Source organism: Microbacterium sp. NPDC057741 (assembly GCF_042798735.1).
In the GTDB taxonomy this organism is placed as follows: Bacteria; Actinomycetota; Actinomycetes; order Actinomycetales; family Microbacteriaceae; genus Microbacterium.
Map to the genome: position 1 here is coordinate 139835 of NZ_JBHVJW010000006.1, position 23169 is coordinate 163003.

Here is a 23169-nt window from a genome sequence, read left to right on the forward strand (position 1 = left end):
CACAGTGCTGGGTGCGGGGACTGTGCTGGATTGGGCCGGGAGCGGGAGCGGGAGCGGGAGCGGGTTCGGCGCCGCGACCGGGCGCAGCCCGGCGCGCTCGAGCAGCGGCCGGTCAGCGAGGACATCCGTGGTCGGGCCGCTGGCCAGCATCCGGCCGTCTGCGAGGACGACGGTGTGCGTGGCGTGCTCGGCGACGAGGCGCAGGTCGTGCGTGACGACGACGATGGTCGTGCCCTCGCGCTGCAGATCGGTGAGCAGGGCGAGCAGCTCGGCCGCGCGGTCGCGATCCTGGCCGAACGTGGGCTCATCGAGCACGAGCACCTGCGGCCGGGTGATGATCGCGGTGCCGACCGACAGACGGCGCTTCTCGCCGCCGGAGAGCAGGAACGGATGCGTCTGCGCCTTGTGCGTCAGGCCGAACCGCTCGAGCACATCGGTGACGCGCTGCTCTGTCTCGGGCCCCGGGACGTGCTGCAGTCGCAGGCCGTGCGCGAGTTCGTCGAACACGGTGTGCGCGATGAACTGGTGCTCCGGGTTCTGGAACACGAAGCCGACCCTGGCGGCGAGCTGCCGCGGTGATGCGGTGCCCGCATCCAGTCCGGCGATGCGCACTCTGCCCGCGGCGGGCGGCACGACCCCGGCGAGTGCCTGGATGAGCGTGGTCTTGCCGGCGCCGTTCGCACCGACCACGGCCGTGAACGAGCCGGTCGCGATGTCGAGCTCGTCGATCCGCAGGATCTCATCGCGCTGCTTCAGCACATGGAGGCCGTGCACAGAGACCGCGGGGCTCGTGGCATCCAGAACAGGAGATTCGGCGGGAACAGGACGGATGCTGCGAAATCGTCCTGTCCTCGCGGGATCTCCTGCGCTCGTGGGCGACAGGAACAGGTCAACCGGACCGTCGAACAGCAACGACCCGTCCTGCCCCAGCTCGATCACCCGTGTCGCGAACTCCAGTGCGGCCTCGTACTCGTGCTCGACGAGCAGCACCGCCCGGTCGCCTGCCGCGACGACGTCGGCGATCGCGGCGTGCACATCGGCCGTGCCCTGCGGGTCGAGGTTCGCGGTGGGCTCGTCGAGTACCAGCATCCGCGACCCCATCGCGAGCGCGCAGGCGATCGCGAGTCGCTGGCGGCCGCCGCCGGAGAGCAGATCGGGGTTCCAGCTGCGGCGCTCCCACAGGCCGACCCGGCGCAGCGCGGTCTCAGCTCGGCCGAGCACCTCGTCCACCGGCAGCAGCTGATTCTCCAACGCGAACGCGACCTCGTCGAGCACGGTGCCGGTGACCAGCTGTGCGTCGGGGTCCTGGAAGACCATCGCGACGTGCCCGCTGAGTCGGGCGACCGGGGTGTCCGTCGTGCCGAGCCCGGCGACCTCCACGGTGCCGGCGATCTCGGCGGGCACGGACTGCGGGATGAGCCCGTTCAGGGCGAGCGTCAGCGTGGACTTGCCCGAGCCGCTCGGACCGAGCAGCAGCGCGGCCTCGCCGGCATGGATGTCGAAGGAGACGTTCTGCGGCGACGGATGCGCGGCACCCGCGTGGGTGATGCTGAGGTCACGCACGCGGAGCAGGGGCGCGGATGTGCGCACGGACTGACTCCCAACACTTCGGTACCCACTAACTTAGCTGAGCCTTACCTGAGTCGGCATGAGGGGGGAGCGAATCCTTGACCACTAGCGTACTTGTATGCAAGTATGACCGCATCGCTTCGGCGATGCACCCGAATCACAGAGAGGTGATCCTCATGCACAGCATCTTCACTCGACGCCGCCGGCTTCTCGCAGGCGCAATCACGGCAGTCATCGCCGTCTCCGCACTCGCTGGATGCTCCAGCGGCTCCGGCGGTGGTGACTCGGGGACGAAGGACCTCATCATGTACAACGACAACCCGCAGTGGACCAAGGGGTTCGAAGCCGCGGGCGAGACGATCCGCAAGGACACGGGCTTCGGGATCAAGACCCAGTCCCTGCCCACTACTCAGAACTACACCCAGACAGTGCTCGCTGCGCTGCCGACGAAGAAGGCCGGCGACCTCATCAAGTGGTGGAGCGGCAAGATGCTGCAGGGTCTGGCGGCGACCGGGCAGATCGAGGATCTCACCGCCGAATGGGAAGCCGCTGTCGACGCCGGGAACCTCAACGACGCACTGCGCCCCTACTTCTCCTACGAGGGCAAGGTGTACGCCCTGCCTCTGAACCAGTCCTCCTGGGTGACCTACTACAGCAAGGCAGGTTTCGAGGCGGCCGGCATCTCGGCGCCGCCCAAGACCTGGGCCGAGTACGAGACCGCGGTGGAGAAGCTCGGCAAGGCCGGCTACCAGATGTGTTCCGGACAGACCGGATGGGAGACGTTCGTGCCCTTCCAGCAGATCGTCAGCGCGAAGTCCACGGACCTGTATGACGGTCTGACCGAGAACAAGGTGAAGTTCACCGACCCCGACATCAAGGACTCCATGAAGATCTGGAAGGGGTGGATCGACGACGGACTCGTGACCGCCCCCGACACGAAGTTCACCGACTGTCCCGCCATGATGAAGGACGGCAAGGTCGGCCTGATCAACATGGCGACCTGGTACAACGGCTTCTTCGGCGAGGCCGGGATGACCGCCGACGACTACGGGGCCTTCCTGACTCCGTCGATGACCGACGGCGCGCCTCCCATCGTGGTGGCGGACACGGCCGGTATCGCGGTGCCCAAGAACGCCCCGAACCTCGAGGCCGCGAAGAAGGCGCTCGTGACCTGGATGACCGCCGACGTGCAGCAACCGTGGTCCGAATTCGTCGGCGACTTCTCCGCGAACCCGAAGGTGACCGTAGACGATCCGGTGCTCGACAGCATCCTCGCCCAGGTGCAGGAGCAGAAGCCGGTGTACGTCAACCGGTACTACGAGTCCTTCCCGCCCAAGTTCGTGCAGTCCAGCATCGCCACCTTCGGAGGCTTCATGGTCTCGCCCGACATCGACGGCACCCTGAAGGAGCTCTCGCGGCAGGCCGAGCAGGAGTGGGCCGCGTGGGACGAGAACCCGACGATCGGATGACGCGTGACGGCGGGGGCGCTCGTCGCCCCCGCCGGAACCGAAGGAGGTGTCAATCGTGTCGGTGACTGAGACCGAACTGGTGACCACGGTGCGCAGGCGCACCCGTTCGCATGCGGGTGACGCACCCGGACACGAACGGCGGGCCCGCGTCGCGGCCATCCCGTTCGTCGGCCTGGGGCTGCTCGTGGTCGGCGTGGTGCTGCTGCTGCCGTTCGTGTTCACGATCTACCGGTCGTTCGTCGGGAACGCCGATGCCGGGTTCGTCGGACTCGACAATTACGTCACGATGTTCCGCGACCCCGCGCTGCAGCGCTCTATGGTCAACACCCTGATGTGGGCGATCGGCTCACTGATCCTGCCTGTCGGACTGGGACTCGGCATCGCCGTGATGACCAGCGCGATGAAGCTCGGAGCGGTCGCGAGAGCACTGGTCGTGCTGCCCTACGCGTTGGCCGGCACCGTGGTGGCGATCATCGGCAACATGCTGCTCAGCAGCACCGGATCGCTCAATCAGGCGCTCGCGTTCCTCGGGCTCGGTGATCCGGAGAGCCCCATCCAGTGGCTGCTGCAGTGGCCGTCGAACGTGCTCAGCGTGATCGTGTTCGCCGCCTGGCAGACCACGGGAGTGAACGTCGTGCTCTACATGGTGGGGTTGCAGACGATTCCACGGGAGACCGTCGAGGCGGCCGCCCTGGATGGGGCGGATGGTTGGAAGCGCTTCCGCCACGTCATCTTCCCCCAGCTCAAGGCGACGACCGCCGTCGTCATCGGCCTCACCATCACCAACGCGCTGCGGGCGTTCGACATGATCTGGGTCCTCACCTCCGGCGGGCCGAACCGCAGCTCGGAGACCCTCGCGCTGTCCATGTACCGACAGTCGTTCCTGCTGCTCGACCCTGCGGTGGGCTCCGCGATCGCCGTCATCCTCACAATCATCGTCGTCGCATGCTCCTGGCTGTACCTGCGGCGCCAGCTCGGACAGGAGTCATGATGCGCGTGCGTCCCGGCATCCTCCTTCGCAACACCGCCGTCGTGGTGCTCGCCCTCATCTGGGCCGTGCCCACCTACCTCGCCATCGTCAACGCGATGACGCCGGTCGAGTCGTACACCGGCAGTCCGCAGTGGCTGCCGTCCGGCTTCGCCCTGTTCGACAACCTCGCGGCAGGCTGGCAGGCCGGGTCGTTCACCGCGCCGTTCCTGAACAGCCTGCTGTACGCGACGCTCGGTGCCGGGTTCGCGGTGCTGCTCGCCACGCTGGCCGCCTTCGGTCTCGTCGTCATGCCCACCAAGCGTAAGAAGCTGTGGTTCTGGCTGATCTACGCCGGCACCCTGCTGCCGCTGCAGGTCTTCGCCCTGCCGCTGTACCAGGCCGGCGTCGCTCTCGACATCTACGACACCAAGGTGATCCTGATCATCGTGTACGTCGCGCTCTGCATCCCCTTCGGGTTCTTCGTCACCCGCAACTTCATGGTGACGCTGCCCCCGGAGATCGCGCAGGCCGCAAAGATCGACGGCGCCGGCTGGCTGCGGATGTTCACCGAGATCCACCTGCCGCTGGTCCGTCCGGCGATGGTCGCCGCGTTCGTTTTCCAGTTCATCTTCATCTGGAACGAACTGTTCTTCGGGATCTCGCTCACGATCAGCAACGAGAACCAGCCGGTGATGGCGGCCGTGGCGACGCTTCAGACCCAGGGCAGCTCGCTCTCGCAGCCCGCGGTGCTCGCCACCGCCCTGGTGGTATCGCTGCCCGCGATCCTCGTCTTCCTCTTCTTCCAGCGATTCTTCGTCGCCGGACTGACCACCAACCTCTGACAGCACCCCGACCCGGAACGGATGAGACATGCCTGTCGATCAGAACGCCTCCCTCGCCACCGGCGCCCGCTACGTCGAGCGCCCGGTGTCGAAGCAGCGGCGCACCTATCCCTTCGACCACGACCGCGCCATCGCGGGACTGCGCAACCGGGCGTTCCAGCCGGCCGCGAGTGCGGGGGCGGACGTCGACGTCGTCCTCGAGCCGCTCATCCGGCTCGGAGCCGACGGACGCGAGCGCCCGATCCGGATCCGCACGGCGGCCCAGCTCACCGAGGCCAGGGTCTCGATCGGCGGCGCCGAGCCGCTGGCGATTCCGGCGGAACCGACGACCGACGGATTCCGGTTCTTCATCCCGCACGTCGAGGATGTCGAGCTGACGATCACGCTGCCGGAGCTCTCGGAGACGTCCTTCGCCGTGCGGGCGGAGCCGATCCGCGAGTGGACCGTCTCGCTGGTGCACCACTCGCATTTCGACATCGGATACACGGACATGCAGGGGCGGGTGATCCGCGAGCAGTTGGCGTTCCTCGACGACGCATTGCGTCTGTCGGAGGCGGCCGGAGCGGACGCCGACAGCTCGTTCCGGTGGAGCGTCGAGTCGATCTGGGTGCTGCGCGAGTGGATCGAGCGCCGCTCCGCCGCGACGGTGGACCGCTTCTTCGCGCAGGTGCGTGCCGGTCGCATCGAGCTGGCGGCGCTGCCGTTCAACGTGCACACCGAGCTCTGCTCGACCGAGGAGCTGCATGGACTGCTGCGCTATTCGCAGGAGATCTCCGAGCGCTTCGGCGTGGAGATCCCGGTGGCCTACCAGACGGACATCCCCGGCTGCGTCGCCGGTACCGTCGACGCCCTGGCGCAGAACGGCGTGAAATACCTCTCCGTGGCGCACAACTGGGCGGGGCGTTCCGTGCCGTACCTGCGCGACGGTCTCGACCTTCCGCGGTTCTTCCGGTGGGCATCTCCGGCAGGCAACAGCGTGCTGGTCTGGCTGACCACGACCGCGGAGGGCATGGCGTACCAGGAGGCGGCGAACCTGGGCTTCCACAACCGCATCGATGAGGTCGAGGACCTGCTGCCGCTCTATCTGCACGCCGAGGCGACGACGGGCTTCCCCTATGACGAGAACGTCTTCGGCTTCGCGCTCGGCGACCGCGCGGGCGACCGGCAGCCCTACCCGTGGGACGAGATCCACCTGCGGGTCATGGGCCGCGTGGCCGACAACGCCCCGCCCGCGCGCCGCCTCAACGAGATCGTCGAGGCGTGGAACGAGCGCTGGGAGTCCCCGAGGCTGCGGGTCACCCGCACCCAGGACTTCTTCGAGACCATGGAGGCACGATTCGGCGACCGGGTCGAGACCGTGACGGGGGACTGGAACAACTGGTGGGCGGACGGCAACGGCTCGGCGGCGCGGCAGGTGCAGCTGAACCGGGAGGCGCAGTCGACCATCGCGCAGGCGGAGTCGATCGCCGCCTTCGTGACGGACGACGTCGCCGCCGGCTTCGATCGTCAGGTGGCGGATGCCTGGGAGAGCGTCGAGCTCTTCGACGAGCACACCTGGGGCGCCTCGAATCCGTGGACCTCGTCCGACGACTTCCAGCAGTCCGGCACGGATCAGTGGCATTGGAAGGCCGAGAAGGCGCTGCGCGCGCAGCAGGAGGGCGCTCTGCTGCTGCAGGGGGCGCTGCACGCCTTCGCCGAACGCCACGGCGGCGGCGGCGACGGCGCTGCGGCGATCTGGGTGGCGAACACCGAGGGTCGCACGCGCTCCGGGGCCGTGACACTGCTGCTGCCGGAGAGCGTGGTGCACACCACTTCGGCGATCACCATCACCGATGCCGTCACCGGCGCCTCGGTGCCGTTCGCGGAGCACAACCAGGTCAACCCCAACCATCGTGAGGCCGGCCGGTTCGTGCGATTCCTCGCCGCCGATGTCCCGGCGCTCGGCGGACGCCGGTTCGACGTCACGGTCGTGGAAGGAGCGAGGACCGTCGCCGCGGACGGCACGATGCCGGGCCGAGCGGCATCCGATCCGACCTGGACTCTCGACAACGGAACGACCCGTGCCGAGATCGACCCGCACACCGGCGTCGTCCGCTCGCTCCGCGTGCGCGGCCGCGAGCTGGTGAACCGCGAGTCGGCCTTCGGCTTCAACACGTACGTGCACGATGTCCTGGCCCCGCAGGGCGAGCACAACCATCTCACCGGCTTCGTCTACGACAGCGGCCCCGATCTGGTGCTGCTCGCCGAGCGTACATCGACGACGCATGCCGCCTTCCTCGACGCGGGGGAGGACGCCGTCTCATCGTGGATCCGGATCCGCAGCCATGCCCCGGGCATCGACTGGATCGAGACGACGTTCCGCCTCGATCACGGCGCCGAGCATCTCGACATCGAGAACCGGGTGAGCAAGCCCTATCGGGTGGGCAAGGAGTCGGGCTTCTTCGCCTTCCCGTTCGCGATGGCAGCGCCCTCGGTCCGGTACGAGATCGGCGGTGCCGTCGCCGGCACCGGTATCGAGACGGTCCCCGGCGGTGCGGACTACATGCACGCCGTGCGCGACTGGGTGGCGCTGACGGAGGGCGACGACGCCTTCGTGCTGATCGCCCAGGATGCCCCGCTCGTTCAGATCGGCGACATCGCCCTGCCGTTCGCACCGTTCCCCGGAACGCTGATGGAGCGCGAGGAGGGAACGGTGTTCTCCTGGATCCACAACAACATCTGGGACACGAACTTCCCCGCAGGGCAGGCGTTCGAGATGTTCTTCTCGTACCGCGTGGGTGCGCTCGCCGCAGGGGGCGATCCCGATCTGATCGCGGCCCGCTCGGCTCACGTCGCGGGCGACCTGATCCGCCCGCTGCGAGGCGTCGCGGTCTCGACGGACGTGGCCGGTGAGCCTCTCGTGAACGGCATCGGGATCGATGACGACCGCGTGCGGGTGCTCTCGGCGCGCCGACGCCCCGACGGAAGCCTGCTGCTGGCGGTCCAGTCGCTGGCGGCGCAGCCCGTCCGAGCGGTGATCTCCGGTTCCCTCCGGATCGGGTCGGCCCGGCTCATGTCGCTCGCCGGTCGGGCCGGTCGCGAACTGGACGTTCTCGACGGCGCAGCGGTGCCGATCGAACTGGGTGCTTTCGAGGCGACCGGCGTGCTGCTGGCCTGATCGCCGACGCAGCGCGTCGCACCGCGTAGAGCCTGAGAGCAGCCCCGGGATCCGGGGCTGCTCTCAGGCTTCCGTGTCTGTGATCAGGGTGCGACGTAGAGCGACTCGATGCCGGCATCCACCGACAGTGCGACGCCGTTGGTCGACTGCGATCGCGGCCCGGCGAGGTAGGCGACCGCTTCGGCGACCTCATCCGCCGCCACCAGACGGCCGTGCGGCTGCCGCGCCTCGAGCGCGCTGCGCGCGGCGACCGGATCGTCGGACTCGCTCAGCAGCCGACCGATCCACGGCGTCTCCGTGGTGCCAGGGCACACGGCGTTGAAACGCACGCCGTCGCGCAGGTGATCCGCGGCGAGAGCGCGGGTCATCGACAGCACCGCTCCCTTGCTCGCGGTGTATAGCACGCGATTCGGGAATCCGGTGAGGGCGACGGCTGATGCCACGTTGACGACGCTCCCCTTCGGGGAGGCGATCAGGTGCGGCAGGCAGGCGCGGATCATCGTCGCCGTGCCGATCACGTTCACGTCGAACACGCGACGCCATTCCGCCGCGTCGTTGTCGACGATGGTGCCGGAGGCGCCGATGCCGGCGCTGTTGACCAGGACGTCGATACGCCCCGCCTGCGCGGCCACGGATGCCACCGCCGACTCCACTGCGGTGGTATCGGTCACGTCGACAACGAACCGGAGCGGGTCGGCGTCGACGGCGGGGTCGCGGTCGAACACGGCGACCTGCGCGCCGAGTTCCCGCAGGCGGGCCGCGCAGGCCGCACCGATGCCGGATCCGCCGCCGGTGACGACCGCCACCAGACCCTCGAAGCGCTGATCGCTCATGATGCCTCTTCCATCGCGACGACCCGCTGCCGCTGCGCGCCCAGGCCCTCGATCTCCAGGTCCATCACGTCTCCCGCGGCCAGATACGGGAATCGTCCGGAGAGGGCGACGCCCTCCGGAGTTCCGGTGAGGATGACATCACCGGGCTCGAGCACGGTGTATCGGCTCAGGTCGCGCACGATCGTGGCGACGTCGAAGATGAGGTCGGACGTGCGCGAGTCCTGCCGCGCGTCTCCGTTCACCCAGGAGCGCAGGCGCAGGTCGGAGGGGTCGATCTCCGATGCCGGGACCAGTGCCGGACCGAGGGGGAGGAAGCCGGGTCCGCTCTTGCCCTTCGACCACTGCCCGCCGGATTCCTCGAGCTGCCAGGTCCGCTCGGAGAGGTCGTTGGCCACGGTGTAGCCCGCGATGTGCGCGAGGGGATCGTCGTCCGCTCCGAGTCGCCAGGCCCGGGCGCCGATCACCAGCGCGAGCTCGACCTCCCAGTCGAGCTTGTCGGCGCCCGGGGCTGCGGGGAAGTCATCGTCGGGACCGGCGACGGTGTGCGACGGCTTCATGAACACGACGATGCGCTCGGGCGGCTCGGCACCGCCCTCGCGGGCGTGCGCGGCGTAGTTCATGCCGATGCAGTAGATCGCGCCGGGGCGGGCGATCGGCGCGCCGACGCGCAGGTCGGCGGCGTCGGGAAGAACGGAGAGCGTTCCGGCGGCCTCCCGCACCGCGCGCACCGGGTCGGCAGCGAGGAAGTCGGCGGTGATGTCCGCAGTGAGGGGGCGCAGGTCGAGGACGCGGCCGTCCATGACCGCGACGGGGACTTCGGCGCCGAGGGGGCCGAGACGTTGGAACTGCATGGTGGTCCGTTCGCTGGTCGGATGCCGGCGCTCGGCCGGCTCGAGTTCTTGCAGACTAGTATACAAGTAGGTAATGTGAACAGTCCACGAAACCGCGATCCAGGAGAACGACGATGACATCCGACGCCGCCGATCGCGAGCTCCTCCTCCGCATGCGCATCGCCCGCGCCGACGAGAGCGTGGAGTTCGAGCCGCTGCCCGGCGGAGTCTCCTCCGACATCCGCGTCGTCAGGGCAGGAGATCGCACGGTCGTCCTCAAGCGCGCGCTCGAGAAGCTCAAGGTCGTCGCGGACTGGCACGCTCCGATCGAGCGGAGCCGGGCAGAGGCGAGATGGCTCGAGTTCGTCTCGCACATCGCCCCGGATGCCGTTCCCGAGGTGCTCGCCGTCGATGCGCAGTCCCATGCGATCGCGATGGAGTTCCTCCCGCCCGAGCAGTACCCCAACTGGAAGACGCAGCTGCTGTCCGGCCTGGTCGACGTCGACGTCGCAGGCCGCGTGGGGCAGCTGCTCGGCCGCATCCACGCTGCGAGTGCGGCGACGCCGGAGCTCGCCGCGCGATTCGACAACCAGGATGCCTTCGAGTCGTTGCGTATCGAGCCCTATCTGCGTCGAACGGCCGCTGCCGAGCCCCGCGCAGCGGGGCCGCTCGCCGAGGTGATCGCGATGCTCGAACGGCCTGGTCGCGTGCTCGTGCACGGCGACGTCAGCCCGAAGAACATCCTGATCGGCGCGTCATCGCCCGTGCTGCTGGACGCCGAGTGCGCGACCTGGTCGGATCCGGCATTCGACGCGGCGTTCTGCCTCACGCATCTGGGGCTGAAGGCCGTGCACCTTCCCGAGCGCGCGCCCGAGCTGCGGGCGGCCGCCTCCGAACTGCGGCGACGTTACCTCGACGAGGTCGACTGGGAGCCGGCATCCGATGTGGACCGCCGGATCTCGCGCATCCTGCCTGCGCTGATGCTCGCACGCGTCGCGGGCGCCTCGCCGGTGGAGTACCTCGACGAATCCGAGCGGCAGCGCGTGCGTGCCACGGCGATAGAACTGCTCAACCGCCCCGTGATCCGTTCCGAAGGAGATACCGATGTCTGATGAGATCACCGCTGTCCGGGCCCGCGAGGTCTGGGACTCCCGCGGCCTGCCCACGATCGAGGCCGAGATCGTCACCGCTTCGGGCGCCGTCGGGCGCGCGATCGCCCCCGCCGGAGCATCCACCGGCCGCCGCGAGGCGATCGAGCTGCGCGACGGCGGTACGCGGCTCGGCGGGCGCGGTGTGCGCACCGCCGTCGCCCGCGTCGGCGAACTGATCGATCCGGCGCTGCGCGGCAGGGATGTCGCAGATCAGGTGGCGGTGGATGCCGCGCTGGACGGCCTGGATGCCGACCCGCAGCGCTCGATGATCGGCGGCAACACGACGACCGCCGTCTCGCTCGCCGTCGCACATGCAGCCGCGGCGGCCGCCGGCGTCCCGCTGTGGGCGCACCTCGACGCCGAACCGGCCTGGATCCCCCGGCCGCAGATCCAGATCCTCGGCGGAGGCGCGCACGCGGCGCACCGCGTCGCCGTACAGGACTTCATGGCGTATCCGGTGTCGGCGACCACGATCGCCGACGCGCTGAGCGACATCGCCGAGACCTACCGAGCCGTCGGGGACGTGCTGCGGCGGCGCGGCCTGCCCCGCGGCGTCGCCGACGAAGGCGGGCACTGGCCTGAGGTCGCGGATACCAGAGATGCATTGCAGGTGCTGGTCGACGGCATGCGCCTCGCCGGACTCGAGCCGGGCAGGGACATGGCGATCGCCCTCGACATCGCGGCCACCCAGTTCCAGGTGGGCGACGCGTACCGGGTGGCCGACGCCGTCTACGAGACCGAGGCGTGGATCGCCGAGCTCGCCCTGCTCAGCGCCGAGTTCCCGGTCTCGACGATCGAGGATCCGGCCGGAGAAGACGACGAGTGGGGGATGTCCCTGGCTGTGGAGCGCCTCGACGCCATCGTGGTCGGTGACGACTTCCTCGTCACCGATGCCGCCCGGGTCGCGGCCGCCGCTGAGGCCGGGCAGGTCGGCGCCGCCCTGATCAAGGTGAACCAGGCGGGCACCGTCACCCGGGCTGCGGATGCCGTGGCCGCGGCCCGCTCTGCGGGCGTCGCCGTGATCGTCTCGGCCCGGTCGGGCGAGACCGAGGACGTCTCGGTGGCGCATCTGGCGACCGGATGGGGTGCGGACATCGTCAAGGTGGGATCGATCACCCGGGGCGAGCGCACCGCGAAGTGGAACGAGCTGCTGCGCATCGACGACGCGTGTGGCGGCCTGCCGCTGGCGCCGGTGCTGCATCGCGCCTGAGACTGTACGGACGTAGGAGAGAAAGGCGAGACGGATGCTGGTTGATCGCTGGCGCGAGCCCGAGCGCACGGAGAAGGCCGACGGCGCCTCTGCGGAGTTCACGAAGATCCACGTGGTGTTCAAGACGCACCTCGACATCGGGTACACCGACCTGGCGGCGAACGTGCTGCGCAGCTACCGGGACGACTTCATCCCCGGTGCGATCCGTCTGGCTCGTGATCTGGCTGATCGGCACGGTCGGCCGGAGTTCGTGTGGACGACGGGGTCCTGGTTGATCATGCACGCGTTGCGTGACGGCACGGCTGCGCATCGGGCGGATCTGGATGCTGCGATCCGCGACGGGCTGGTGGCGTGGCACGGGTATCCGGTGACGACGCAGACCGAGCTGCTCTCGCGCAGCATGCTGGATCACTGCATGACCTATTCGGCACGCCTGGACGCTGAATACGGGCGCACCACGACGGCCGCGAAGATGACGGATGTTCCCGGTCACACGGTCGGGCTGGTGCCGGCGCTGGCGGCGGCGGGCATCAACTTCCTGCACATCGGCGTGAATCCGGCATCCCCCGTCCCGGACGTGCCGGAGTACTCGGTCTGGCGAGCACCGGACGGCAGCGAGATCGTGCTGGCGTACGACCCGTCATACGGGTCGGATGCCGACGATGCGTCCGTGCGTCCGGTGCCGGGCTCGACCGAGGGTCTGTTCTTCTCGTTCACGAATGACAATCACGGCCCGCCCGTCGAGGGGGATGTGCTCGGGCTGCTGGGGCGGCTGCGGGAACGGTATCCGCAAGCCGAGGTGGTGGCCTCCGACCTGAACGGATTCGGGGATGCCGCGTGGGCTGCGCGGGGCTCGTTGCCGGTGCTGACGCAGGAGATCGGCGATTCGTGGATCTACGGCATGGCCGCCGATCCGCTCATCACCAGCACATTGCGACGCCTGGACCGGCTGCGGGAGGGGTGGGTCGCCGATGGCAGCGTCGCCCTGGGCGATCCGGTCGAGCGTGCGGTCGCGGAGGAGCTGATGCTCGCCGCCGAGCACACCTGCGGGTACAGCCACACGAAGTACCTGCCGGACAAGGTGTCGTACGACAAGGACGTGTTCCGTGCGCAGCGGGAGCGGGATGTGATCGACGTCTCCCAGACGATCCCGCCGACTCTGTCGTATGTGCGCTGGGCGCTGGTGGAGGGGCAGGAGTACAGCTACTCGCAGGTGATGGAGTCCTTCGAGGAGAAGCGGGCCTCGGCGTTCGGCATGATCGAGAGACTGCCCGCCGTATTGCGTGCGCAGGCCGAGCGGGAGTGCGACCGGTCTGTGCCGGATGCTCCTGCGGCGGCGGTGCCGGCGGGGGATGTCGTCGCGACCGAGCGTGTTCAGGCTCGGATCGGCGCGGACGGCGGACTCACGGGACTCGCGGTCGACGGGGTCGAACTGCTCGCCGACGATGCCGGCGATCGCGTGCTCGGCGCGTACGAGTACTGGGCCTACGGGGCTGCCGACGTGCAGCGCTGGGTGGACGCCTACGTGCGCGATACCTACCGCAATGGCTTCTGGGCCATCCCCGAGCTGGGCAAGGCGGGTCTTGACCTGCTGCGCCCGGTGCCGAAGACCCGCAGATTCCTGCCGCGGGTGACCGACACGGTCGCCTGGGAGGACGAGGGCGTGCTGCACGTGCGCAGCCGGCTGCGTCTGCCCGACGAGGCGTGCGAGGCGGCGGGTGGCCCGCGCAGGCTCGTGCTCGAGCATGCGGTGAGCGCGGATGCCGGTCGCGAGGCGACCGTGCGCACGACTCTGTGGATGGCGGAGAAGGACGCGGTGTACGCGCCGGAGGCGTCATGGCTGCGGTTCGATCCCGCGACTCGCACCCCGGGCAGATGGCGGCTGCAGAAGAGCGGCGCGCTCATCGACCCGCTCGACGTGGTGCGCGACGGGGGTCGCACCTGGCACGCCGTGGATGCGGCACGCTACGAGGACGCCGATGACGCGATCAGCATCGAGCCGCTGGATGCCCCGGTGCTGAGTCTGGGGCGGCCGCGGATGTACGAATTCGACAACGATCCCGGCAGCGCCGAGCACGGCTTCGCGTTCACGCTGCACAACAACGCCTGGAGCACGAACTTCCGCCCCTGGTTCGACGATGACGCGCGCTACGAAGTGGTGACCCGGCTGCGCCGGCGGTAGGATGCTTGTATGCAAGGTGGAGAGGGTCGCATGACCGACTGGATCGACGGACTGGGACGCCTGGGCTACGGCGCGGCCAACCTGGGCAATCTTCATCGGGAACTCACCGACGATGCTGCCTGGGAGATCCTCGCGGCCGCGTGGGACAGCGGCATCCGCTACTTCGACACCGCGCCGCACTACGGTCTCGGCCTCAGCGAGCGCCGGCTGGGCGCCTTCCTGCAGACCAAGCCCCGCGACGAGTTCGTCATCTCGACGAAGGTCGGGCGCCTTATCCGACCGAACCCCGCGTATGCGGAGGGCGATCTCGACACCCAGGGATTCCATGTCCCCGGCGACATGCACCGCGTGTGGGATCTCAGCGCCGACGGTGTGGCGGCCTCCCTCGACGAGTCGCGCGAGCGGCTCGGGCTCGACCGCATCGACGTCGTGTTCGTGCACGACCCGGAGTCCCACAGTCTCGACCAGGCCATCGCCGAGGCGATCCCCGCCCTGGTCTCCCTGCGTGAGGCCGGCGTGGTCTCCGGTGTCGGCGTCGGCACCATGAACAACACCACGCTCGAGCGCGCGGCGCGCGAGACCGGCATCGACATCAGCATGCTCGCCGGTCGGTACACGCTTCTCGACGAGGACGCGCAGGATGCCGCCCTCCCGGCCTGTCGCGAGGGCGGCAGCCGCGTCGTCGCGGCATCGGTGTTCAACTCGGGACTGTTGGCATCCGACGCGCCTTCCCGAGATGGGCGTTACCAGTACGGATCGCTGCCCGAGGTCCTCTGGGAACGGCTCCAGGTCATCCTCTCCGTGTGCCGGAATCACGACGTGCGGCTGCCCGCCGCTGCCATCCAGTTCCCGCTCCGGGAGCAGAGCGTGTGCAACGTCGTCGTCGGCGGCTCCCGACCTGCGCAGCTGCGCGAGAACGTCGAGTTGATGTCGGTCGATATCCCGGAGGAGTTCTGGGACGAACTCGACCAGGCGCGCTGATCCCCGTCGGCGCCGGTCAGCGCGTCAGGTCCACATGTGGCCGACGTGCTCGCGGAGGGCATCCTGCGCGTCGTCGAACCGACCTTCCCGCAGGGCGCGATAGATCGCCCAATGCTGCACGTTGGCTCTGTCGTACGAGCCTCGCGGATCCTCCATCACCCGTGCGGGCGGGGGCATCTCCTGCACGAGCAGGTGCACGATGCCCACGGTGAGCAGGTTGCCGGCGCGCGAATGGTAGACGCGATGGAATGCGAGGTCGGCGTCGGTCAGCTCGTCGAGCGTCGTCGCCGCGTCCATCCGGCGCAGCTGCGTCTCCATCTCCGCGAAGTCGTCCTCGGTGAGCTGCCGCGTGGCCTCCTCCAGCAGGGACAGTTCGAGGTGCATCCGCAGGGTGATCGCGTCGCTGCGCATCCGGTCGCTGACGTTCAGGGCGAGGGCGATGCGCAGCACGTTCGGGTCGATGAAGTTCCAGTGCGAGCGCTGGCGCACCACGGTGCCCTCGCCCTGACGGATGGAGACCAGCCCTGCGGCCTCGAGGAATTTGACCGCCTCTCGTGCTACCGGCCGACTCACGTCGAACTCGGCCACGATCTGCGGTTCGGGCGGCAGCAGCGAACCGATCGAGTATTCGCCGGAGATGATGCGCCGCAGCAGCTCCTCGGAGACGGCGGTGCTGAGCCGCTTCGGCCGTGCGGCGGTCTTGGAGGACAGGACGCCTGGCTCGAGGTTCAGCAGCTCCGGCCTCGTGCGACCGGCCGTGGATTTCGCCATCCGCCGACTCCCTTCATAGTGCGCCGAGATGAATCGTAGCTTGTGGGATCAAACGTTATACGTCTAATGTATGAGCGAGTCGCGAGGATGCCCGCTCGCGCGATCGGAGACACGCACATGACCGACGGCCCCGGATTCGACTGGCTCGAGGTGGACACCCCCGCCGATCCGCCGCGCTGGGCCGTGCTCGAGCGCGACCTCATGACGCGGCTGGAAGCCGCATCCGACGAGTTCCTTTCCCGCTACACGCGTGAGGATGGCACCCTGATCTGGCGCGACGAGTGGCCGGGCATGGACGGGTCGGACGACCCGTACGAGGCGTTCATGTACCTGGCGCTGTTCTACAGCCTCGGCGGCAGCGAGCGGGTGTACGAGGCCGCCCGCAAGATGTGGGACGCGATCACGTGGCAGTGGACCCAGTACGGTCAGATCGAGCGCGAGTTCGACGGCTACTACGACTGGATGCACCATGGCGAGGCGAACCTGTTCCACTACTTCCTCGGACTCGCCAAACCGTCGTCGCTGAAAGACCGCCAGCGGGCTGAGAACTTCGCGAAGATGTACAACGGCGAGGACCCGAAGGCGCCGAACTTCGATCCGGATTTGGGGATCATCACGGCTCCCCAGTCCGGCAGCCGCGGCCCGCGGCACGTCGTCACCGCCGAGGACCTCGGCACTCACCGTGGGGTGCTGGTGGACTATCTGCCCCCCTTCGAGGACATGGCCTCCGCGCCCTTCGACGAGGGGAACGGCCGCGCCGACTGGCTCGACGACGACGTGTTCGCCGAGGTCATCGAGCTGATGAACCGACGCACCACGCGCGGCGACGTGCCGCTGAACCTCAACGCCACCGGTCAGTTCACGCACGCGTTCCTGTATTCGGGGGCGGAAAAGCATCGCGCATGGGTCGTGGACTACCTGGCGTGCTGGGCCGCCCGTGCCGAGGCGAACGAGGGCGGTGTGATGCCCGACAACGTCGGTCTCTCGGGCGAGGTGGGGGAGTACCTGGACGGCAAGTGGTGGGGCGGCCACTACGGCTGGCGCTGGCCGCACGGCTTCTTCACGATCATCGAGCCGCTCATCAACGCGGGCACGAACGCCTACCTGCTCACCGGCGACGACGCGCACCTGGATGCCGCGCGCGCCCAGCTGGACATCAACTTCGCCCTCGGCCGTGAGCAGGACGGCGGCTGGGTGGTTCCGAACAAGCGCTTCGACTCCGGCTGGGCCGACTACCGCCCGGCATCCGCCTTCCATGCAGTGCACATGTGGGCGCGCACACTCAGCGACGCCGATCACGCGCGCGTGGAGCGGGTGCCGCGGACCACTGATTGGGCCGAGGTCGGCTTTCCGCGCGCCCCGTTCGCCGTGAAGCACTACAACGTGAACACGCTCGCCTGGTACGAGTACATGCAGGGCCGCAACGAAGGCTTCCCCGAGCGCGCGCTCGAGGCGAACAGCGAGTTGCTGGATCAGCAGCTCACGCGGATGCGCTCTGATGACGGCGACCCGCGCGGATGGGACACGCTCTCGCACCTGCAGGGCTACCCGGACACCGTCTCGCTGCAGACCGACGGCTATGCCATCCACGCCTGGATGGAGTTCAACCCGGTGTACTTCGAGTCGCTCGTGCAGTTGATGTGGGGCGCCCCGATGCACATCTCGCACGGAGGGCTGCAGCACGCCACGGTGCGGTACTTCGACGCCGACCTGCAGCGGCCCGGTCTGCCGGCCGACGTGGCCGCCCTCGTGCAGGCCGTGACGCCCGGGTCCGTGACGCTGGAGCTGGTGAACCTCGGGAGCGAGGAGCGCCACGTCGTCGTGCAGGCAGGCGCGTTCGGTGAGCATCGGTTCACGTCGGTGGATGCCGGCGGAGATGTGCAGGAGATCGACTCGCCGTGGACCGGTCTGCGGCTCGCCCCCGGGGCCGGGACCGCGATCCACCTGGGCATGCGGCGATACGTGAACGAGCCGAGCTATCAGACTCCGTGGTCCCGCCGGGAGGACTGGGCTCCGCTCATCAAGGGACGGAAGACGGAGGCATCCCGATGACGAATGCGCGACCGCTGCGGGTGGCGATGATCGGAACCGGCTTCATGGGCCGGATGCATGCGCACGCCTGGCGCACCGCGCCAAAATTCTTCGACCTGCCGTTCGACCCCGTGCCTGCCCTGCTCGTCGGGCATCGGGCGGATGCCACCGCCGCCGCGGCTGAACGACTCGGCTGGCCGGAGCACACCGTCGACTGGCGTGAGGCGATCGCCCGCGCGGACATCGACGTGGTCGACATCTGCACGCCAGGCGACACGCACGCCGAGATCGCGCTCGCCGCGCTCGCCGCGGGCAAGCACGTGCTCTGCGAGAAGCCTCTGGCGAACTCCGTCGCCGAGGCCGAGGAGATGGCCGCTGCCGCATCCGAGGCGAGAGGCATCGCGATGTGCGGCTTCAGCTACCGCCGCACGCCTGCGCTGGCCCTCGCGCGCCGGCTCATCGAAGAGGGGCGGGTCGGCGAGATCCGTCACGTGCGCGCGCAGTACCTGCAGGACTGGCTCACCGACCCTGATGCCCCGCACACCTGGCGGATGGATCGCACACGCGCGGGCTCGGGAACGCTCGGCGACATCGGAGCGCACAGTATCGACACCGCGCAGTGGCTCACCGGGCAGGACATCGCCGCGGTCTCGGCGACCATGCGCACCTTCGTCACCTCTCGGCCCGTGATGGGCGCGACTGAGGGACTCGGCGGCGTCGCCGCTCAGGGCGCGGAGCGGTTGCCCGTCACCGTCGATGATGCCGCCGCGTTCACCGCCCGGTTCACGGACGGCGCGCTCGGAGTGTTCGAGGCGACCCGCATGGCCGCCGGCCGCCGCAACGCCAACCGCATCGAGATCAACGGCGACCGCGGGTCGATCGCCTTCGACTTCGAGCGCATGAACGAGCTCGAGGTCTACGACACGGCGGCGGATGAGGCGCAGGGATTCCGTCGCGTTCAGGTGACCGAGGCGGCGCATCCATATGCCGGCGCCTGGTGGCCGGCCGGCCACGGGCTGGGCTACGAGCACCTCTTCACGCACCAGGTGGTCGACTTCGTCCGGGCCGTCGCCGGCGAGGTGCCCGTGTCGCCGACCTTCGCGGATGCCGCGCAGGTGCAGCGCGTGCTCGCCGCCGTCGAGCAGAGCGCACAGCACGACAGTATTCTCACTCCGGTCCCGGCCGGGGACCCCGTCGAACAAGGAGAGCACACATGACCCGGAACGCCCTCGTCGTACGCGGCGGCTGGGATGGCCACCACCCCATCGAGGCGACGGACCTGTTCATCCCGTTCCTCCGCGAGAGCGGGTTCGAGGTGACGATCGAGGACGACTCGGAGGTGTACGCCGATGCCGCCCGCATGGCCGAGGTCGATCTCGTGCTTCAGTCCGTCACGATGTCGAAGACGTCTCGCGAAGCGGTGGCGGGACTGCGCGACGCGGTCGCCGCGGGCACGGGGTTCGCCGGATGGCACGGCGGCATCGCCGACTCCTTCCGCGACGACTCCAACTACCTCCAATTGGTCGGCGGGCAGTTCGCCACCCATCCGTCCAAGCACCCGGACGAGCGGCACGGGGATCAGACCGACAATTACCTCGCGTACACGGTCGAGCTCACCGATCTGGGCCGAGGCCACGAGATCATGGCGGGCCTGGACGACTTCACGCTCACCACCGAGCAGTACTGGGTGCTGCACGACGACCTGATCGACGTGCTCGCGACGACCACGCATCCGGTGCAGCCGTATCACCCCTGGCACCGCCCCGTCACCTCACCGGCGGTGTGGACCCGCGGGTGGGGCGAGGGGCGCGTCTTCGTGGCGACGCCGGGGCACAGCGTCGAGGTGCTCCAGGACGCCAATGTCAAGACGATCATCGAGAGAGGGATGCTGTGGGCAGCACGCACCGCGTAGGGATCATCGGGCTGGGAGTCATCTCCCGGCAGTACTTGGAGACGCTGAGGGGCCTCGACGACGTCATCGTGACGGCCGTGGCCGACCTGGATGCGGCCCGCGCGCATGAGGTCGCGGCGACGCTGCCCGAAGCGCGGGCGCTGACCGTGGACGAACTCCTCTCGGCGCCCGACGTGGACGTGGTGCTGAACCTGACGATCCCGGCGGCGCACGCCGAGATCGCCGAGGCCGCCGTGCGGCACGGCAAGGACGTGTTCGGTGAGAAGCCGCTCACCGCCAGGCTCGACGACGGGGTGCGGCTCATCGCCGACGCGACGAGCGCCGGCGTGCGCATCGGGTGCGCGCCGGACACCGTGCTCGGCACCGGCATCCAGACCGCGCGGAGGATCATCGACGACGGCCGCATCGGCCGACCGCTCGCCGCGACGGCGGTGATGGCGACCCCGGGGCACGAGCGCTGGCACCCGAACCCGGACTTCTACTACGCCGAGGGCGGTGGGCCGCTGCTCGACATGGGGCCGTATTACATCACGTCACTGGTGCACCTGCTGGGGCCGGTGCGCAGTGTGATCGGGGCCGGCAGCAGGCTGCGGGACGAGCGGACCATTCTCGCGGGCCCCCGTGCGGGCGAGAGGGTTCCCGTAGCGGTGGACTCGCATGTCACGGGCGTGCTCACGCACGCTTCGGGGGCCCTGTCCACGATCACGATGAGCTTCGACAGCGTCGGGACGACGGCGGCGCCGATCGAGGTGCACGGCGAGACCGGCAGTCTGCGGGTGCCCGATCCGAACGGCTTCGACGGCATCTGCGCCGTGCGATCGATCGGCGAGAAGGAGTGGATCGAATCGGAGCCGCTGGCGGGCATCGTCGGTGCGTCACGAGGCGCCGGGTTGGTGGACATGCTGCGGGCGGACGGAGGTGCGTTCCGGTCCGATGGACGCATCGCGCTGCACGTGCTCGAGGTGATGACGGCCCTGCTCCGGTCCGCGGAGAGCGGATGCTCCGTGGACGTCGACTCCACGGTCGAGAGGCCGGAACCGGTGGGACTGACGGACGGGCTCGCTCTCTGACTCCGGCGACGGCGTCCGCAGGCGGGCTCCTGTGCTAGTCGAAGTCGTGCAGGAGATGCTCGGCGCGGAAACCGATGACAGCCTCGGCGGCTGAGATGTCGTACGGCACTCGCAACCCGGCGGGGACGGCGGCGACCCCTGGATGCCACTTCTCAAGGAGGGATCTCAACGGCTCATCGGCGCAGATGTCATCAGCGACGATGTTGAGGATGGCGGCGCCGCCGCATGGAGAAGTCACGGCCGACTCGATTGCCAGGCGCACGGCGCGCGCTGCGTCACGAACGTCGAGATAGCCCCACAGTTCTTTAGCCAGGGCGCGCTCCTGCTCAGGCGTCTGGTCCGCACGTCGGGCGTGTATGGCATCGGCTATCTGCGTGAAGGGAAATCGGAGCGCGAACACCGTCATCCCCCAACGGCGTGCCGCCATGCGGGCTGCTGCCTCATCCCACTCCTTGCTGAGCGCGTAGCCTTCCGTTGGTCGCAGGGGGTGTGCTTCATCCACCGGCAGGTAAAGCGGCGACATGACGCTCTCACTCCAGGCCATGCCGAGTACCGAGATGCTGGACGCGAGTACGACACCGGGCACGCGGGATTCGCCGGCCGCCTCCAATACCGCGATCGTGGTCATGGAGTTGGCGCCGACCAGTTCCTGCGCGGTGCGGCCCGTCGGAGAAGGAATCGCCGCGAGATGGACAAGGCCGTCGGCTCCTGAGCACGTTTCGCGCAGTATGTCCGGGTCGCCGGCGTCTGCAAGCACCTCCTCGTGCGGTGGTGCCAGTTCGGCGGGAACGGCGTTCCTCTCCCGCACGATGGAGATCACGTGATGTCCCGCCCTGACGAGTTCATCGACTGCCCGGCAACCGATGAGTCCGCGGCCACCTGTCACTACGACTCTCATGTTCGAATCCTCCGCTTATGGCCGGACCACGGATCCATCCTCACGGCGCAGGAGCGTCCATGAGTCGAGTGTCCAGGGGTCCGGAATCCTGTACTTCGCCCCCGCCTTCTCGTCGTATTCGATGCCGAGTCCGGGTGTCTGCGGAACCTCGTACCGTCCGTCCACGACTTCAGGAGCGCCAGGAAAGACGTCCCGGACCGCCTCGGGATGCCTCACGGCTTCCTGGATACCGAACGAGCGTGACGCGGCATCGATCTGAAGTCCGGCCGCGTGTCCGATAGGAGACACGTCCCCAGGGCCGTGGAGTGCCAGCCTCACCCCGAAGAACTCGCAGAGATGGGCCAGTTTGATGGTCGGAGTGAGTCCGCCGATCGCGCCCATCCGGATGCGGCAGAAGTCGATGAGCCGCTCGGTAATCAGCGGCACGAACTCCCGCACGCTGGAGTAGATCTCTCCGACTGCCTGCGGCGTCGACGACTGCCGACGCATTTCGGGGTACCAACCCGAGTCCTCTGGCGCGAGTGCATCCTCGAGGAAAAAGAGCCGGAATTCATCCAGCGTGTGTGAAAGCCTCAGCGCAGATCTTGCATCGAGGCGCTCGTGAACGTCATGCAGCAACTCGATCTCCGGCCCCAGTTCAGCGCGAACATCTTCGAACATCGATGGGACTGCAAGGGCATAGGGGCGGGGGAGCCATGAGACGTTCCGGGCCAATGCTCTTGCTGCAAGATCCGGGTCGCTCTTGCCGTGCACGCCGTACGTGTCGGCTCCGGGAATGGCGATCTGGCACCGGACGTACTCGTAGCCCTGCTCGGTGAAGCGCCGAACGCCATCGATCACTTCGCCGCTGTCCCGCCCATCGGCGTGACCGTAGACCGGCACATGGGAACGAACCTGCCCGCCGATGAGCTGATGGACGGGCATTCCCGCAAGCTTCCCTTTGATATCCCACAGCGCGAGATCGATGCCCGCGAGGGCGTTGTTCTCTATCGCGCCGTCACGCCAGTACGGGCTCAACGCGGCGAGCTGGTGGAAATCCTCGATGTCCCCGGACGCGCGACCGACCAGCAGCGGCCCGAGATATTCATCGATGACCGTTCGAATCGCCAGTGGTCGCTGCGGATTGCTTGCGCACCCCCAGCCGATCAAACCAGGCTCAGACGTCTCCACCTGGACGACGACGAGGGCAGGCCCAGCTGGCGCTGTCACGAACGTGGTCACGCGGGTGACCCGTGGTGATCTTGCGTGATCTGCCCACGGGGCGTTCGCCAGCAATTCAGTGGATGGCATTTC

At 68.6% G+C, this 23169-nt stretch carries 17 protein-coding genes and 1 pseudogene; 12 read left to right on the forward strand and 6 right to left on the reverse strand.

Annotated features, from left to right (window positions below; genetic code table 11):
• Window positions 1–309: 309 nt before the first annotated feature.
• Window positions 310–1590 (reverse strand): annotated as a pseudogene (locus ACFVDO_RS17325) (ABC transporter ATP-binding protein); the annotation flags it as partial.
• A gap of 155 nt (window positions 1591–1745) precedes the next feature.
• Here ACFVDO_RS17325 and ACFVDO_RS17330 point away from each other — a divergent pair.
• Genes ACFVDO_RS17330 through ACFVDO_RS17345 form a run of 4 tightly spaced genes read left to right on the forward strand, consistent with a single transcriptional unit; the run spans window position 1746 to window position 8007 of the window.
• Window positions 1746–3038 carry an ABC transporter substrate-binding protein gene (locus ACFVDO_RS17330; RefSeq protein WP_378859421.1) on the forward strand — a complete coding sequence of 431 codons (1293 nt, stop codon included), beginning with the start codon at window positions 1746–1748 and terminating at the stop codon, window positions 3036–3038.
• Between the two features lie 55 nt (window positions 3039–3093).
• On the forward strand, window positions 3094–4029 hold the full coding sequence (locus tag ACFVDO_RS17335) for a carbohydrate ABC transporter permease (protein WP_378859420.1): 936 nt from the start codon (window positions 3094–3096) through the stop codon (window positions 4027–4029).
• A complete protein-coding gene (locus tag ACFVDO_RS17340; protein WP_378859419.1) occupies window positions 4029–4850 on the forward strand; it encodes a carbohydrate ABC transporter permease in 822 nt (273 codons plus the stop codon). The genes ACFVDO_RS17335 and ACFVDO_RS17340 overlap by 1 nt, the downstream gene beginning before the upstream one ends.
• A gap of 28 nt (window positions 4851–4878) precedes the next feature.
• A complete protein-coding gene (locus ACFVDO_RS17345; RefSeq protein WP_378859418.1) occupies window positions 4879–8007 on the forward strand; it encodes a hypothetical protein in 3129 nt (1042 codons plus the stop codon).
• Between the two features lie 83 nt (window positions 8008–8090).
• Here ACFVDO_RS17345 and ACFVDO_RS17350 read toward each other — a convergent pair whose 3' ends face one another.
• Entirely contained in the window at window positions 8091–8840 is a 750-nt protein-coding gene (locus ACFVDO_RS17350) for an SDR family NAD(P)-dependent oxidoreductase (RefSeq protein WP_378858797.1), read from the reverse strand.
• Window positions 8837–9691 (reverse strand): fumarylacetoacetate hydrolase family protein, encoded by an 855-nt coding sequence (locus ACFVDO_RS17355; protein ID WP_378858799.1) that lies wholly within the window; start codon window positions 9689–9691, stop codon window positions 8837–8839. The genes ACFVDO_RS17350 and ACFVDO_RS17355 overlap by 4 nt, the downstream gene beginning before the upstream one ends.
• Before the next feature lie 113 nt (window positions 9692–9804).
• On the opposite strand from ACFVDO_RS17355, the gene ACFVDO_RS17360 reads away from it, so the two are divergent.
• From ACFVDO_RS17360 to ACFVDO_RS17375, 4 genes are read left to right on the forward strand one after another with little or no spacing between them, the layout of a single operon-like run.
• Window positions 9805–10782, forward strand: coding sequence for a phosphotransferase family protein (locus tag ACFVDO_RS17360; RefSeq protein ID WP_378858796.1), 978 nt, complete (start codon window positions 9805–9807; stop codon window positions 10780–10782).
• Window positions 10775–12031 carry a phosphopyruvate hydratase gene (eno, locus tag ACFVDO_RS17365; RefSeq protein WP_378858795.1) on the forward strand — a complete coding sequence of 419 codons (1257 nt, stop codon included), beginning with the start codon at window positions 10775–10777 and terminating at the stop codon, window positions 12029–12031. The genes ACFVDO_RS17360 and eno overlap by 8 nt, the downstream gene beginning before the upstream one ends.
• Before the next feature lie 34 nt (window positions 12032–12065).
• Entirely contained in the window at window positions 12066–14213 is a 2148-nt protein-coding gene (locus tag ACFVDO_RS17370) for a DUF5054 domain-containing protein (RefSeq protein WP_378858794.1), read from the forward strand.
• A gap of 30 nt (window positions 14214–14243) precedes the next feature.
• Window positions 14244–15194, forward strand: a complete 951-nt coding sequence (locus ACFVDO_RS17375; RefSeq protein WP_378858793.1) for an aldo/keto reductase — start codon at window positions 14244–14246, stop codon at window positions 15192–15194.
• 24 nt (window positions 15195–15218) lie between these two features.
• Here the strand turns inward: ACFVDO_RS17375 and ACFVDO_RS17380 are convergent, their stop codons facing one another.
• Entirely contained in the window at window positions 15219–15965 is a 747-nt protein-coding gene (locus tag ACFVDO_RS17380; protein WP_378858792.1) for a FadR/GntR family transcriptional regulator, read from the reverse strand.
• A 117-nt stretch (window positions 15966–16082) separates the two neighbouring features.
• On the opposite strand from ACFVDO_RS17380, the gene ACFVDO_RS17385 reads away from it, so the two are divergent.
• Genes ACFVDO_RS17385 through ACFVDO_RS17400 form a run of 4 tightly spaced genes read left to right on the forward strand, consistent with a single transcriptional unit; the run spans window position 16083 to window position 20978 of the window.
• Window positions 16083–18017 (forward strand): hypothetical protein, encoded by a 1935-nt coding sequence (locus tag ACFVDO_RS17385; RefSeq protein WP_378858791.1) that lies wholly within the window; start codon window positions 16083–16085, stop codon window positions 18015–18017.
• Entirely contained in the window at window positions 18014–19213 is a 1200-nt protein-coding gene (locus ACFVDO_RS17390) for a Gfo/Idh/MocA family protein (RefSeq protein ID WP_378858790.1), read from the forward strand. Before ACFVDO_RS17385 ends, ACFVDO_RS17390 begins: the two co-directional genes overlap by 4 nt.
• The gene (locus tag ACFVDO_RS17395; protein ID WP_378858789.1) at window positions 19210–19908 is read left to right on the forward strand and encodes a ThuA domain-containing protein; all 699 of its coding nucleotides are present in this window, start codon (window positions 19210–19212) and stop codon (window positions 19906–19908) included. Before ACFVDO_RS17390 ends, ACFVDO_RS17395 begins: the two co-directional genes overlap by 4 nt.
• Window positions 19887–20978: a Gfo/Idh/MocA family protein gene (locus ACFVDO_RS17400; protein ID WP_378858788.1), complete on the forward strand. Its 1092-nt coding sequence runs from the start codon at window positions 19887–19889 to the stop codon at window positions 20976–20978. The genes ACFVDO_RS17395 and ACFVDO_RS17400 overlap by 22 nt, the downstream gene beginning before the upstream one ends.
• 34 nt (window positions 20979–21012) lie before the next feature.
• Here ACFVDO_RS17400 and ACFVDO_RS17405 read toward each other — a convergent pair whose 3' ends face one another.
• Both ACFVDO_RS17405 and ACFVDO_RS17410 read right to left on the reverse strand, forming a co-directional pair.
• Window positions 21013–21876, reverse strand: a complete 864-nt coding sequence (locus ACFVDO_RS17405) for an NAD-dependent epimerase/dehydratase family protein (RefSeq protein WP_378858787.1) — start codon at window positions 21874–21876, stop codon at window positions 21013–21015.
• 15 nt (window positions 21877–21891) lie between these two features.
• Window positions 21892–23166, reverse strand: a complete 1275-nt coding sequence (locus ACFVDO_RS17410; RefSeq protein ID WP_378858786.1) for an enolase C-terminal domain-like protein — start codon at window positions 23164–23166, stop codon at window positions 21892–21894.
• Window positions 23167–23169: the final 3 nt, after the last annotated feature.